This window comes from Providencia sp. PROV175 (assembly GCF_032707045.1).
GTDB lineage: Bacteria > Pseudomonadota > Gammaproteobacteria > Enterobacterales > Enterobacteriaceae > Providencia > Providencia hangzhouensis.
The window spans coordinates 1,899,200-1,913,711 of the sequence record NZ_CP120533.1 but is presented as its reverse complement, the minus strand read 5'-3'; the positions used below and the strand labels follow the sequence as shown (position 1 = coordinate 1,913,711).

Here is a 14,512-nt window from a genome sequence, read left to right as displayed (position 1 = left end):
CACCTCTATATGTGATATGCGGCATCAGGTACATCCGTAATAAACATGTAACCGGGTGCATGGCTTAATGCGAATGGAACCCCAGATTTCATTACTGCCGCTTGAGGCGTTACACCGCAAGCCCAAAAAACGGGAATTTCGCCCTCTTCAATACGAACCGCATCACCGAAGTCAGGCTGCATAATGTCAGCAATACCTAATTGTTCTGGCGCACCAATATGAACAGGAGTGCCATGCACTGCGGGAAACCGACCAGTGATACTTACTGCATCAGCAACGCGGTGTGCGGGTATTGGTCGCATTGAAACCACTAATTCACCTTGTAAGCGCCCTGCTGGACGACATAAGCGATTGGTTTTATACATAGGAACATTGGATTTATCCGTGATATGCCGTACATCAATACCCGCTTCAATCATTGGCGTTTCGAATGTAAAGCTACAACCAATTAAAAAAGTTACTAAATCCGGATGTTGCTGATAAATTTCTGTCGCATCCGTAATTTCATCTACTAGCTGTCCTTTCTCCCACACACGGTAACGTGGAATATCAGTACGTAAATCAGCGCCTTCAGCTAAGACCGTTTGCCAGCTCCCTGCCTCACATACATCAAGAACAGGGCAGCTCTTTGGGTTACGCTGAGCGTATAATAAGAAGTCAAATGCCCAGTCACGTGGCAACGCAATCATGTTGGCTTGAGTCATACCCGGAGCAAGGCCTGCTGTCGGTTTGTCATATCCCTCACGGATAGCTTGGCGTGCAAGGCGAGCGGCTTCAATGGCCTGCAGTGATGCCTTCATTAGCTGTGTCATTCGTGGTCTCCTTTGTGAGCAAAACCATAAATTTCAATACCTTGTTTTTCTAGTACGGCACGCACCTGTTTTGCCATTTCAAGAGCACCAGGGCTATCGCCATGAACACAAATTGACCCCGCATCAACAGGTGTAAATTTTCCATCAATTGACATCACACCGCCTTCCATGACCAGCTGCAACATGCGGTCTGCAACTATCTGTGGGTCATGTAATACTGAACCAGCTAATTTTCGAGATACTAATGTGCCATCACTGTTATAAGCTCTATCAGCAAAAGCTTCTGCGACCACATTTAAGCCACATTCTCTTGCCCACTCAATTAATGGTGACCCTGCTAATGCCACTAATATCAATTGCTTATCAATAGTTAATATCGCATCAATAACGGCCATTGCTTGGCGTTTATCATGAGCAATCGTGTTATACAGTGCACCATGAGGCTTAACATATAAAACTTGTGTCCCTGCTGCGGTTGCTAACCCTTGTAATGCACCAATTTGATAAATCACGTCTGCGGTTAATTCACTCGATGCAATATCCATATTACGTCGACCAAATCCCACTAAGTCGGGATAACCAACATGAGCACCAACAGCAACACCATTTTCCTTCGCCGCTTTAAGAGTTTTTAATATCCCTTCAGGTGAGCCTGCATGAAAACCGCAGGCAATGTTCGCGCTACTAACAACGGGAAGAATGGCGGTATCATTGCCCATTTCCCATTGTCCAAAACTCTCCCCAAGGTCGCTATTTAAATCAATTTGCTTTTTCATGGCTACTCCTTGAGTTATTTCAGATAATTAAAGATTGCACCGACAGACATCGCGCCCATATACCAAGTTAGCGCACATGTCACGACACCTGACCATAATAACCAACGTGGATAATGGTAACCCGACATTAAATCTGAGCGCTTCCAGCCGATATAAACAAATAAAGTTAAACCAATAGGTAAAATTAACCCATTGAAACCACCAGCAAAAACTAATAATGCAGCGGGGGCTGTTCCCATGGATAAATAAACAATCAGAGAAACTGCGATGAATATAATAGTTGCAACATTACGCTGCCTTTCTGTAATAGAGGACTTAAATGCCGTTAAGAAGCTCATTGAGGTATACGCTGCACCAATCACACTGGTGAGTGCAGCAGCCCATAGAATTAAACCAAAAATACGTAAACCAAAATTACCAGCGGCAGCCTGAAATGCTTGAGATGCAGGGTTTGCAGCATGCCCTGAAATATCAATAGTCACACCACTGGCTACCACACCTAAGATAGCCAAGAACAAAATGTAACGCATCAACCCAACAACTAAGATGCCTTTTGTGGCTGCGCTAGAAACAACTTTAATGTTTTCAATACCTACTGCGCCTTTATCCAATAAGCGATGAGCGCCTGCATAACAGATATATCCCCCAACAGTGCCCCCAACAATAGTGGTTATCATGGCAAAATCAACTGTGTCAGGTAATACGCTCTGACGTAATGCTTCCCCAACAGGTGGGTTTGATGCGATAGCGACAAATAAAGTTAAGCCAATCATCACTACACCTAATCCAATGATTAACCTATCGATAAAGGTGCTAGCCTTACGAGAGGAAAAAATATAAATTGCCAATAATGCACTAATCAAACCGCCCCATTTCGGGTCTAATCCGACTAACGCATTAAGCCCTAAACCTGCACCAGCTATATTGCCAACATTAAATATTAGCCCGCCAAAAATAACTAATATCGCTAATAAATAGCCACTCCCAGGAATTGTGGCATTCGCAATTTCGGATGAGTGCATTTTAGTCAGGGTAACAACCCGCCATATGTTTTGCTGCACAATGAAGTCAATCACAATAGACGCTAATATCCCGAAGGCAAAAGCGGCTCCTAATGTCACGGTAAAAGTCGCAGTTTGTGTGATAAACCCAGGCCCAATGGCTGAGGTTGCCATTAAAAAGATTGCGCTTATCAGTGATGAACGGCGGCTTTTCACATATTCAGCAGTACTTGGTGCACTTTCTTGAGCTGCCATATGAATACTCCTCTAATAGTTATTGTTCTAATTATTGATGTAGTTGTTGATGTCACAATCACTAAGGCAATTATCGTGCCATTGTTCTACTCGTTAGCCGTATTGTTAATTCATTTTTAATGGATTGTTGAACAATTAGTATTAAATGATGAATAAACAATCAATAAAAATCGTAATTGCTGGTTTAAAAATCAAGACGAGATCACTTTTTTAACAATTTTGGCTGACAAACCATATTGTTTATCGAGCAATTTGCACCAAATTGATGCAATAAATTTAAATTTCACTATTCTTGTGCAATATGGAATGGAATAAGTAAAAGAGAAAGGAAACTTGCTGCTATAACTTGAATATGTGAATATAACGCCTTATCACCCCTGAGACTAAAATTAGCCTTTATTATGAAAAAACAACCTGTTGCACAAACTTTATCTGTCACAATTGCAGAAGTTATACGCCATAAGATAACAGTTGGGGAGATCACACCAGGTCAACGCTTATCTGAAGCAGCATTAAGTGAGGAACTCGATATTTCTCGAAATACATTGCGAGAAGTTTTTCGCGTACTCACACAGGAAGGTTTATTAACTTATGCCCCAAATAAGGGCGTATTTGTCTCAGTGCCTGATATGGCTGCCATTATCGATATTTATCAAGTTCGCCGACTCATTGAATGTGATGCACTAACTCATGCATATGCCTTGCATCCATCAGTTCAAAAAATGAAAGATGCTGTTCAAGAAGCTCGTGAACATGAAAAGACAGAAAATTGGGTGGGTGTAGGAACTGCAAATATGAAATTTCATACTGCCATTGTTGAGCTATCTGACAGCGAACGCTTAATTAAATTATACCGTAATGTATCCGCTGAATTACGGCTGGCCTTTGGTCATCTTAATGACCCTAAAATTTTATATGCTCCCTATATTGATAAAAACCATTCTATTCTTAGATTATTAGACTCTGGCCAAAATTTAGATGCCTCTAATATGTTACGTGATTACTTAGACCTTTCTGAACGCACATTACTCGCTGCATTTAAACGGAAACAATCTGCACTTTGAGTTGCTTTAATATTAATAGTTTTCTTATTTAACTCGCTCATCCCTTACTAATTTCATTACATAAACTTTAGTAGGTGGTCATTTATAGTCATACCTTGATATTTTAATAATTCCTATTCTTCTAATAATGATTAGCTCAAATTAAATTCTTTTTTTATTAACTTATTAAATTGAATGAGTTATACAGAAAATTATATTCTGCTGACTTTTCAATAAAAAGATTATTTTTAGAGGTTATTTTTTACTCTATCTAGTTTTATTCGCGAAAAAATAAGTAACAAAAAAGCAATATCATTAACAATTTAAAATAATTGCTTACATTTAATTAAAATGACAACTTCACCTTAAAATCTACTGATTATTAACAAAAATTCATAACATTTAACATGCATCGCTATTTTACTATCTAAATTTAACATAATAAACATATTGATATAAATTACATATTGAAATTACTCAAATTTATCGAGTTAATAGTTGTAGTTTTCTCGAATATTCGATATAAAATTTATGATAATAACAACACATACATAAAAATTATTAATATAAAATGAGATTTCATTATGACATTAAACCAAGTGACTAAAAAGAAACTGTTTAAATTTGGCCTAGGATGGCAAATATTGGTTGCTCTTATTTTAGGTGTTATTGCTGGTGCACTTTTACATGATAATACAGAGTACAAAGATTGGTTGATTCTAAATATTCTTTCCCCGGCAGGTAAAATATTTATTCAGTTAATCAAAATGATTGTTGTTCCTATTGTTATATCGACTCTAATTGTTGGAATAGCCGGGGTTGGTAATACTAAGCAATTAGGTTCTCTCGGCTTTAAAACTATCCTTTATTTCGAAATTATCACTACAATTGCCATTATCGTCGGTATCTCTTTTGCCAATATATTCCAGCCTGGTGTTGGTATCGATATGTCGCAATTAACGCAGGTCGATATTTCTCAATATGAAAAAACCACTCAAGAAGTCGAAAGCCACCCTTCGGGGATCATTAATACGATCTTAACTTTAGTTCCGAGTAATATTTTCGCAGCGATGGCAAGTGGTGATATGCTACCAGTCATCTTTTTTGCTGTATTATTTGGCTTGGGGCTCTCTTCTTTACCATCAGAGAAGAAACAACCGTTACTCAATGTATTACAGACTTTCTCTGAAACAATGTTCCGTGTAACAAATATGATTATGATGTATGCCCCAATCGGGGTTTTCGCATTAATATCCGTTACCGTCGCTAACTTCGGCTTTTCATCATTAGTTCCTTTATTAAAACTTGTTATCCTCGTCCATTGTGCAATTATATTTTTTGCTGTAGTTGTACTAGGATTAGTCGCTCGTTATTGTCGAATAAATATTTTCACTTTAATGAAAATATTAAAAGATGAGTTATTGCTCGCTTACTCAACAGCCAGTTCCGAAACCGTACTTCCTCGTATTATGGATAAAATGGAAAAATATGGCGCTCCTAAATCCGTAACAAGCTTTGTTATTCCAATTGGCTATTCATTTAACTTAGATGGCTCTACATTATACCAAAGTATTGCTGCTATTTTTATTGCCCAACTCTATGGTATCGAACTCTCCATTGGGCAAGAACTAATCTTAGTATTTACCCTTATGATCACATCTAAAGGTATTGCGGGTGTCCCTGGAGTTTCATTTGTTGTTCTGCTTGCCACATTAGGAAGTGTCGGTATCCCACTAGAAGGATTGGCATTCATTGCGGGTGTTGACAGAATTCTTGATATGGCACGTACTGCACTTAACGTTGTAGGCAACGCCCTAGCCGCACTTGTTATTGCCAAATGGGAACATAACTATGACGATAAAAAAGCTCGTGAATATGAAGAAAGTTTTTAGTTTATTCTAAAGTAACTCTATATTAGAATAGTCTTCGGTTGACATCGTTATTGAAGGCTATTCGATTTTTACATATTTTACGTGATAAATGACCAGATATTTTATTATTAATTACTCATTAACTTAGTTATTTTTACTTATTAAGTGTAATTTATTTCACATTTTTTTAATTTTTTAAATGGAAATTGGTATTTTATTATTAGTGGAACTACACTAAAAAAGAGTTTTAATTAGCCGTTTATTATATTCGCCAAAGCAGGAAACAATGAATCAAGTAAGAAGATTTCTTTTGTTTTTAAAGGTGCTCCAACACCTAATGGTAATTTTTATATTTTCATTATCATACTTTATGCTACACAGCTGGTTATAACGATAACCTTGTGCTAAACAAGGCTATAAATTATTAATAGACGAGATAAAACATGTGTTTATCTCGTTTTTTATTATGAACTTTAAAGTGCCATAAGATAAATATAAAACTAGCTATAAAGCGACACTTCCCCTTCAGGCCGGGTTTTAAACCGTCGATGAGCCCAAAGGTACTGCTCGGGCGCTTTCATTATTTCAACCTCTAAGATAGAGTTAATTATTGTTGCATCCTGTAATGCATCAGAGCTTGGGTATTCTAGTATTTCTTTTCCCAGTACCAAATCATAATTAGCACCGCTCTTATTTCTCAATAATGTTACCGTGAGTGTTGGAGATTTAGATAATTGAGCAAGTATTGAGGTTCCTTTTGACGTGGAACTATTTTTGACAGAAAAAAACGGCGCAAATATCGTGCCTTTTCTTCCAAAATCTTGGTCCGGTGCAAACCATATGGATTTACCACTTTTTAACTCTTGAACCATAAATTTTAAATTTTTACGATCAATCATTCCTTTACCAGAACGACACCGTCCTTTTGTCTGAATATATTCCATCGCTTTATTGTTATGAGGACGATACATTGCATTAACAGGAAAACAAAGCCCCATAATCCGGCCACCGAGTTCAAGTGACATAAAATGGACCCCAACAATAATCACACCTTTATTTTTAGCAATAGCATCTAAGTAATTGGACATTCCTTTTACTTGAAATAATTTTTTAACTTTTTTATCACTCCAAAACCAGGCTATCCCAGTTTCAAATAATGCGATACCTAAAGATTTTAAGTTATCATTCACCAAAGTATCTATTTCATTTTTGTTTTTATTTGGGAAACACAATTCTAAGTTTCGCTTAATGATTGATACTCTTCTTTTAATAAAATACCGTGAATTACTGCCTAAAAAAGCACCAAGCCACATTTGCCATTTATACGGCAATTGAACTAATAAAAATAAGATAAAAACTCCCACCCAAGTTACTACATACTTCGGGTGGACCAATTTCAGTGAAAATGGGTTTTTGGCGTACATTATATCTCCCAATACTTCGCTTTTGCAGAATGCACGCTATTTTAGACAATATTTAGTCTTTTAAATTCAACATGATTACTACAACAAGATGGGTTTTCACCCATAACTATCTGAATACCTTGCAGTTCATCTCCCTTTCGAGTAGATAACAGCCGAATAATCTTTCCAAGCCATTAAGCAATATTTGATTTTTAATATGGCTAATTAATAAATAGCTCTGTGAAGTTCGTTTTCTATTCATCAAAACTATGCATCGGTTAGGCCAATAACATAATCACTTAAACTGCAAGGAACAGATAAAATTATCACATATATGGCTTAATTAATCTCACTATTAATATGCACTTTTGTCATTTTGCGAATTTTTTTGCTGATTTTTGTCAATTTAATCGTTACTTTTTATTGGTGCTTTCAAGAAGCCACCACAATCAGCGATGGAAAGAAAAATTGATGTTCTTTTGGTGATGGAGCCAGAAGTTTGTCACATCAGCGACTTAAGGTAGTTAAATAATATGGATTACAAGCAAGAAAAAACCCGTTACATCTATGAAATGTAACGGGTTCTTATTTGGTGCCGGCTACCGGAGTCGAACTGGTGACCTACTGATTACAAGTCAGTTGCTCTACCAACTGAGCTAAGCCGGCGAATATGGCGGAGAGATAGAGATTCGAACTCTAGGATGGTTTCCCATCGGCGGTTTTCAAGACCGCTGCCTTCGACCGCTCGGCCATCTCTCCATGGGGCGCGATTATGGAGGAATCCCAGCAACTTGTCTACCCCTGAAAGTAAAAAAATTGATTTTTTTACTTCGTTTGGCTAATCTTCACTCAATCGCTCTCTCTTTTCCAAGAAAAATGGTAATATCTGTGCAAAATCGGTGTCTATCCTTTCTCTAGGCGTATGATTTTTAACCTAATAATACTTTTGCCGATGGGACGACTTGCTACAGTATGTACAAACAATCATTATTAAAGCCAAACACTCTTTTTCGTATTTTCGCAGCATTTATTTTACTGCTGATAGTGATGCTTTGTTTATCACTATTTAACTACTATCAAGCATTGGTTCAAAGCCGTCAGGCTAGTTTGAACAGTATGGCTAGTCAGTTAGCGTATCAAATCGAAGATTATCGTTATCAAGCAAGCCATATCTACAAAATTGCCAATAATAAATCCTCTACCCCATCCGCTGATCAGCTTGCCGTGACAGGAATACGCCATGATATTTTTTGGCTAAGTAGTGCCAACCAATCCATCGATGCTATTGTATTTGGCAATAATAAGCAAAGTAGTAATGTTTTAGCATCTAAACTTGCAAATTATATGGAGATTGTCTGGGGAGCCCGTAATGAATATAACTCAATGTATTATCTCAATGGCTTAGACAATACCCTAGTCTTAGTGACCACTCATTCAATTCTTAAACCTGAGCTACGCTTTAAAGAAAGTTATCTCACATTAACTGCTGAAGAAAAACGTGCTGATATGTTGACTCAATCAACATTATTAGACCGACGGGAAATAATTTCAAATATTCAAAAGTACTCCCCCGATAACCTTTTTTACTATACTTACCGGCTAATGTTTAATTCTCCAGGGCAGCTAACGAGTGTCATATCCTTTGATATTTCTATCAATTCACTGATCCCTCCAAATTTAAATGGGGATTTTTTTACGATTAATACACGCCCTGCAAGCACAGGAAGCAATGAACCTCATACAACTTGGGTCGGAACTAACCTCATTTTCTCCCACCCTATTGATGGCACCAGCTATCAACTTTATTACCATGTCTCATTAAAAAGCATTATCTTTAATGTTATTGGCTATAACTTATGGCTAATGACAGGCATGCTTATTATGATCTTCTTCGCTTTACTGATCATGCTATTCATTCGTAAGCGCCTTATTTCGCCCAATACAAATATGTTGCAAGAGCTGAGTTTTAATGAATCATTGACAAGCGATATTATCAGCCATATTTCATACGGTATTTTGGTTTATGACTTTAATACTAACAAAAAGATTCTGAGTAATGATATTGCTAACCAGTTATTACCTTCTATGGATCTTATTCACATTAAAGAAATGGCGATAGAAAACCATGATGTTATCCAAGTTTCTATCGAGAATATTATCTATGAAGTTATTCTTGTCAATAGCATGACAAAACCCAATACCGTTCTCTTTATTATTATCGACAAAGACAAAGAAGCCTTGACCCAAAAACGTCAAGAATTAGCGAATCGTGAGTACAAAAAAAATATTCACATGCGTAAGATTGTATTTGAGAATATGTGTACTGAGATATTACCCTCACTAATTAAGGTGGATGAACAATTAACTAAATTATCCGGAATAGTCAGCGTAAATAACCGCGCATTTATTTTAGAAATTGAAAGTCAGCTTTTTTATATCAATCGCTGGTTTAAAAACATTAACTTATTAAATCAGCTTGAGTCTCAAGCTAGCTCAGTAAAAACTGAAAACGTTTCTATCAGTAATCTTGTTAGCGAGTTTTTGAAACAAAATTTATCCCAATGCAATAACAAGGGGTTAGCACTTTATTTTCATAATAATCTCAATCCAGATTCACTGATCATGGCAAACCCTGATTATTTAAAACAGTTAATACAACTAATTTGGGATTATTCTATTGCGACAACCTCTTTTGGAAAAATTTCATTCGCGTTATCTTATGATGCCAATAAAAATGTAATTTTATTGAGTATTAAAGACAGTGGAACTGGGGTCAGTAATCTTGAGCTTAGTAATTTACACAGTCCTTTTACTGGGCAAATTTTGAATGCTTCTAACTTTACGCGTTCAGGCATAACATTTTATTTATGTAAGTTACTGGTTAAAAAAATGAATGGTACTTTTTCTATTCGTTCTAGTGATGCAATAGGCACTCATTATGAAATTACGCTTCCTGCAGTTAAAAAAATGCTCGTCAAAGACTTCCCAGCTTTATTGGAAGATGTTTGTATACGCTTAAATATACATAATGCAGATATCTCACGGATTGTTAGGAACATATTAACAAATTATGGAGCAGAATATTTGGACTTAAGTGAAAGCTCCCCTCACACCGACTGGGATCTTTTGATAACTGATAATAATGAGGAATGTTTTGAAAATATTGTTAAAGTAAATGGTACTCTTTTAGGGATTAATCAATTACAACCTCATTATATCGAAACTAACTACAATTTTGCTGATGAATTAATTGATGCTATCTCATTATTGATCGAAAACGCAGAGCATGAACATGCTGATATTTTGCCTCCAGACCATGTTAGTACTCAAGCGCTTTCACAGAACTCGAATGAATCAATTGAAAATGCAATTACAAGTTATCAATTAGCACTGGCAAATAGCGGATATCGAGATTTGTTTATCACAACAGTACCGATAGATATTAATAAACTGTATAATAGTGAAAGTGTTGAGGATTTGACCGAATTGAAAAACACTGCACATCGTTTAAAAGGAGTTTTTGCTATGCTCGAATTTACTTATCTTCATGAACTTTGTGAAGATTTGGAGCGTTACATAGCAGATGAAAACGGATTGGAAATAAAAAATTGCATTAGCGTGCTGGATAATTCAGTCAAAAAACTAATGCCAGAAGGTAACCAATAATATGAATAACCTAAATGTCATTGTTGCCGATGATCACCCTATCGTTCTTTTCGGCATCAGAAAATCACTTGAACAAATTGAATGGGTGAATATCGTAGGGGAATTTGAGGACTCAACCTCTTTGATTAATAACTTAGCACGTTTAAACGCAGACGTACTAGTTACTGATTTATCTATGCCAGGTGACAAATATGGCGATGGTATTACTTTAATCAAATACATCAAGCGGCATTATCCTGACCTGTCAATTATTGTTCTCACTATGAACAATAACCCTGCCATTCTTAGCGCTATTTTAGAGCTGGATATTGAAGGAATTGTGTTAAAACAAGGTGCGCCAGCTGATTTACCTAAAGCTTTAGCGGCTTTACAGAAAGGCAAAAAATTCACACCAGAAAGCGTGAGCAAACTGTTAGAAAAAGTCAATGCAAGCGGCTATGGCGATAAACGTTTATCACCAAAAGAAAGTGAAGTGCTACGTTTGTTTGCTGAAGGTTTTTTGGTCACTGAAATTGCAAAGAAACTTAACCGCAGTATAAAAACAATCAGTAGCCAGAAAAAATCAGCTATGCTGAAATTAGGTGTTGAAAATGATATAGCGCTACTGAATTACCTTTCTTCTGTCAGTATTGATAACTCGCCTTCAGAGTAAATTTCATTTTAACTATAAGACTACGCCAATAAAAACCCAGTTATGGGTTTTTATTTTTGCGTCCTTTTTTACTCACATTCAACAATAGCGCGTCAAAGTCTCACGTAAAATTGCAATTGTTGTCGGTTTTGATAAACAATCATTCATTCCTGCGTTAATACAGCGTTGCTTTTCTTCTGCCATTGCATTCGCAGTTAATGCGATAACGGGTAAATTGAACTCTAAACGACGCAGTTCCTTTGCTAACTGGTAGCCATCCATATTTGGCATATTTACATCCGTTAAAACAATATCAACATGATGATTATCTAAATATTTTAATGCATCTAGCCCATCTATCGCTGTGCCTGTAGTAAAACCGATAGTCGCTAATTGTTCACTCAATAATGCTCTATTAATTGGATGGTCATCGACAATTAATACATGATGTTCACTTAACGAATGGTCAGCAACCAATGATGGATTTACTGTACTATTTTTCAGCGATTGTTCGGCCGTTTTCATGATGGCTTTATCAATTAAGATAGGTAATTTATCTAATTGATATGTATTATAAATCCACTGGTTTTGTTTTATTTGATGGAGTTCACCGGCATAAATACTTGATAATTGGATATGATGTTCACAAATGCCCCTTTCAGCCTGCTCATAATCAGTTATTAAGAGATCATAATGTTGTGTCTTATCCGTTGTATTATGGCGGACAACAGAAAATTGTTCTTGACCTAATAAACGCAAAAGAAAGTTCATTAAAAATTCATTTCGACACGAAACAGCAATCCGATAATGAGCCCGGTATTCTGGAATATTTTTCTTAAGATATTCTTGACCATATAAAGGAATTCGAATAGTAAATGAACTACCAAGTCCAATTTGGGAACTGACCTCAATGTCACCATCCATGAGGTTAACCAGTTTTTCGCAAATAGCTAGACCTAAACCAGTTCCTTTATGGCCCATATTATTTTGGTCATAAACTTGAAAGAATGGATCAAACAACTTCATGACCACCGCATGTGTCATTCCAATCCCTGAATCACGTATTTCAATCTTTAAATAATTCTCATCTTTCCATACATAAAGCAATACAAAACCTGATTCTGTAAACTTAATACTATTATTAACAATGTTAGAAATCACTTGTTGTAAACGAACAGGGTCATTCAAAATGAGATCAGGTATATTAGGCTCAATAAAGGAATATAAAGATATTTTTTTCTTCGTGACTAATGGCAGGTAGTTTGCTAATACAAACGCAAAAACCTCTCGACAATTAAACAATTTGCTTTCTATTTTCAATTGCTTAGATTCAATTTTCGAAAAGTCTAAAATATCACTAATAATCTGCAATAAAAGTGAAGATGAATTATCCATAGTTGAGACTAAGCGTGTTGCTTTCTCCGGTAATTCATAACGTTGTAGTAATTCTATATTACCAATAATTCCATATAACGGCGTTCTTAATTCATGACTAACTGTCGCTAAAAACATTGACTTAGCATGGTTTGCTTGTTCCGCCGCATCGGCTACATCTTGTAGCGATTTTTCCATTTGAACACGAATGCTAATGTCGACTAATACACAAATAGCGACATCTTCATTTTGGTATCGAGAGTTTACAAAGCTAATTTGTAAGTGTGTGCCGTTGGTTGTCACCACATCTATATAATTGCTCGATTTTTGGCGAATAATTGTCAATATTCGCTGTTTATCATCATCATTTAACAGCCGAAAATAGTCATGGGCTAATTCATTACTGAGAATATTACCACCATCTGTTAATCTTAAAATGATGATACCGACCGGTGCTGATGCTACAATTTTGTGGTTGAATTGTTCATGTTCCTCAAGCCGTATCGCAGTGTTCTCTGCGGGTTCTAGCATTTTCCTTTCAAGTAACCAAATTAAAAAGAAAATCAGCCCACCCGTAAAAATATTTAGGAGGATACCGTAAAAAATGGTGTTTTCTAAACTCGCTAATATTTCCGACGTCGCAATTGAGAAAATGACCGTAATTTGAGAAGGTGCTAACCTTTTTTTGAAGATTAATTTTGAGTAATCTGAGTTAAAACCGAAAAATGAAGGCTCAGAAATATTGAGCAATGCAGAGCTCTTAGGATTGATATCTGTAGGTGAATATAAAACAGGCTGGTTATAGTCGTTAATTATCAATATTTCGATAGCCTTATTTCGCCGTATATTAAACTGATTTAAATTAATTGAACGTTCTAACCCAATAAATGCGGGGAGCAGATTATCGTGCTTGATTGCTTGAATTAAGTAAACCTGCCCATAATCCGGCTGAGCACCATGCGTAATGGTAAATAGCTTACGCTCTTTACCTTGTAGCCTTAAACCTTGATAAGTTCGCACACTTTCGTAGCTAACTTTTTTTAGTATTTCTATATCCGATATTGTAGAACGAATAGGATAATCCACCAGACAATAACTTTTCGAACCCACTAAAAAGACATGGTTTAAAGCTTGAGGCGCTGCAATACTCTCTTTCCAAAAATAATTCAGTTGTTCAAAAGCCTGCAAATAGTTTTCAGCTTTATCCCTAAAATGATCACAATCCGTATTCGGAGTTAATTTATAGAACGAGTAATTAGAGGCATTTGGCAATTCCATAAATTTACTCGTAAAAGTATTTTCCTCTGTCGATTCTTGCAGCTTTATTTGGTACAGATCAGTCATCGACTGAATAGAATTCAGTGTCGCCGCCGTTTGCTGTATATAGACTTGTAGGTTTTCATACCCAGAATAGAACTGCTGGCGAAGATCAGATTTGTATTCATTAAATTGCGAATAAAGGAAAAATAAAGTGATAAAAGCACCCATGCCCCACAACATCAAGCCGAGGATACGAAATAAATCCCGAGAAAGTCTAAGTGATGTTTTAAACGAGGGTAAGTATCTCAAGCGTTTTCCTGTATATTCGATACGATGATCGCTAATTATACTCGATTACATAATAAAAAAGCGACAGACATGAAAAGTAATAAAACTAAGAAATTTAGACTAGAAACTAAA

Annotated in this window: 9 protein-coding genes and 2 tRNA genes; 4 read left to right on the top strand and 7 right to left on the bottom strand. The window is 36.2% G+C overall.

What is annotated here, in order from left to right; all coding sequences use genetic code 11:
• Window positions 1-5: 5 nt before the first annotated feature.
• Genes P3L44_RS08345 through P3L44_RS08335 form a run of 3 tightly spaced genes read right to left on the bottom strand, consistent with a single transcriptional unit; the run spans window position 6 to window position 2,844 of the window.
• Window positions 6-812 carry a putative hydro-lyase gene (locus P3L44_RS08345; RefSeq protein WP_198633265.1) on the bottom strand — a complete coding sequence of 269 codons (807 nt, stop codon included), beginning with the start codon at window positions 810-812 and terminating at the stop codon, window positions 6-8.
• Window positions 809-1,588 carry a LamB/YcsF family protein gene (locus P3L44_RS08340; RefSeq protein ID WP_140172567.1) on the bottom strand — a complete coding sequence of 260 codons (780 nt, stop codon included), beginning with the start codon at window positions 1,586-1,588 and terminating at the stop codon, window positions 809-811. Before P3L44_RS08340 ends, P3L44_RS08345 begins: the two co-directional genes overlap by 4 nt.
• Window positions 1,589-1,602: 14 nt before the next feature.
• On the bottom strand, window positions 1,603-2,844 hold the full coding sequence (locus P3L44_RS08335; RefSeq protein WP_096864884.1) for an NRAMP family divalent metal transporter: 1,242 nt from the start codon (window positions 2,842-2,844) through the stop codon (window positions 1,603-1,605).
• A gap of 401 nt (window positions 2,845-3,245) precedes the next feature.
• Here P3L44_RS08335 and P3L44_RS08330 point away from each other — a divergent pair, with 401 nt between their 5' ends.
• Complete coding sequence (locus P3L44_RS08330) at window positions 3,246-3,908, top strand: GntR family transcriptional regulator (RefSeq protein ID WP_004259949.1); 663 nt, start codon at window positions 3,246-3,248, stop codon at window positions 3,906-3,908.
• Between the two features lie 563 nt (window positions 3,909-4,471).
• Window positions 4,472-5,779: a glutamate/aspartate:proton symporter GltP gene (gene gltP / locus P3L44_RS08325; protein ID WP_004259943.1), complete on the top strand. Its 1,308-nt coding sequence runs from the start codon at window positions 4,472-4,474 to the stop codon at window positions 5,777-5,779.
• Window positions 5,780-6,258: 479 nt separating this feature from the next.
• On the opposite strand, the gene lpxL is transcribed toward gltP, so the two are convergent.
• The 3 genes from lpxL to P3L44_RS08310 form a co-directional block, all read right to left on the bottom strand.
• Window positions 6,259-7,182 carry an LpxL/LpxP family Kdo(2)-lipid IV(A) lauroyl/palmitoleoyl acyltransferase gene (lpxL, locus tag P3L44_RS08320; RefSeq protein WP_004259939.1) on the bottom strand — a complete coding sequence of 308 codons (924 nt, stop codon included), beginning with the start codon at window positions 7,180-7,182 and terminating at the stop codon, window positions 6,259-6,261.
• A gap of 569 nt (window positions 7,183-7,751) precedes the next feature.
• Window positions 7,752-7,827, bottom strand: a tRNA-Thr gene (locus tag P3L44_RS08315).
• Between the two features lie 5 nt (window positions 7,828-7,832).
• Window positions 7,833-7,920 (bottom strand) — tRNA-Ser (locus P3L44_RS08310).
• Window positions 7,921-8,133: 213 nt separating this feature from the next.
• On the opposite strand from P3L44_RS08310, the gene rcsD reads away from it, so the two are divergent.
• Window positions 8,134-10,827, top strand: a complete 2,694-nt coding sequence (rcsD, locus tag P3L44_RS08305; RefSeq protein WP_272662203.1) for a phosphotransferase RcsD — start codon at window positions 8,134-8,136, stop codon at window positions 10,825-10,827.
• A gap of 1 nt (window position 10,828) precedes the next feature.
• A complete protein-coding gene (gene rcsB, locus P3L44_RS08300; protein WP_004259923.1) occupies window positions 10,829-11,479 on the top strand; it encodes a response regulator transcription factor RcsB in 651 nt (216 codons plus the stop codon).
• A gap of 78 nt (window positions 11,480-11,557) precedes the next feature.
• Here rcsB and rcsC read toward each other — a convergent pair whose 3' ends face one another.
• Window positions 11,558-14,344 carry a two-component system sensor histidine kinase RcsC gene (gene rcsC, locus P3L44_RS08295; RefSeq protein ID WP_284183181.1) on the bottom strand — a complete coding sequence of 929 codons (2,787 nt, stop codon included), beginning with the start codon at window positions 14,342-14,344 and terminating at the stop codon, window positions 11,558-11,560.
• Between the last annotated feature and the right edge of the window lie 168 nt (window positions 14,345-14,512).

Coding starts and splice junctions, on each gene's coding strand:
- gltP (WP_004259943.1), top strand. CDS start 4,472: ATGACATTAAACCAAGTGACTAAAAAGAAACTGTTTAAATTTGGCCTA.
- P3L44_RS08345 (WP_198633265.1), bottom strand. CDS start 812: ATGACACAGCTAATGAAGGCATCACTGCAGGCCATTGAAGCCGCTCGC.
- P3L44_RS08330 (WP_004259949.1), top strand. CDS start 3,246: ATGAAAAAACAACCTGTTGCACAAACTTTATCTGTCACAATTGCAGAA.
- P3L44_RS08340 (WP_140172567.1), bottom strand. CDS start 1,588: ATGAAAAAGCAAATTGATTTAAATAGCGACCTTGGGGAGAGTTTTGGA.
- rcsD (WP_272662203.1), top strand. CDS start 8,134: ATGTACAAACAATCATTATTAAAGCCAAACACTCTTTTTCGTATTTTC.
- rcsB (WP_004259923.1), top strand. CDS start 10,829: ATGAATAACCTAAATGTCATTGTTGCCGATGATCACCCTATCGTTCTT.
- lpxL (WP_004259939.1), bottom strand. CDS start 7,182: ATGTACGCCAAAAACCCATTTTCACTGAAATTGGTCCACCCGAAGTAT.
- P3L44_RS08335 (WP_096864884.1), bottom strand. CDS start 2,844: ATGGCAGCTCAAGAAAGTGCACCAAGTACTGCTGAATATGTGAAAAGC.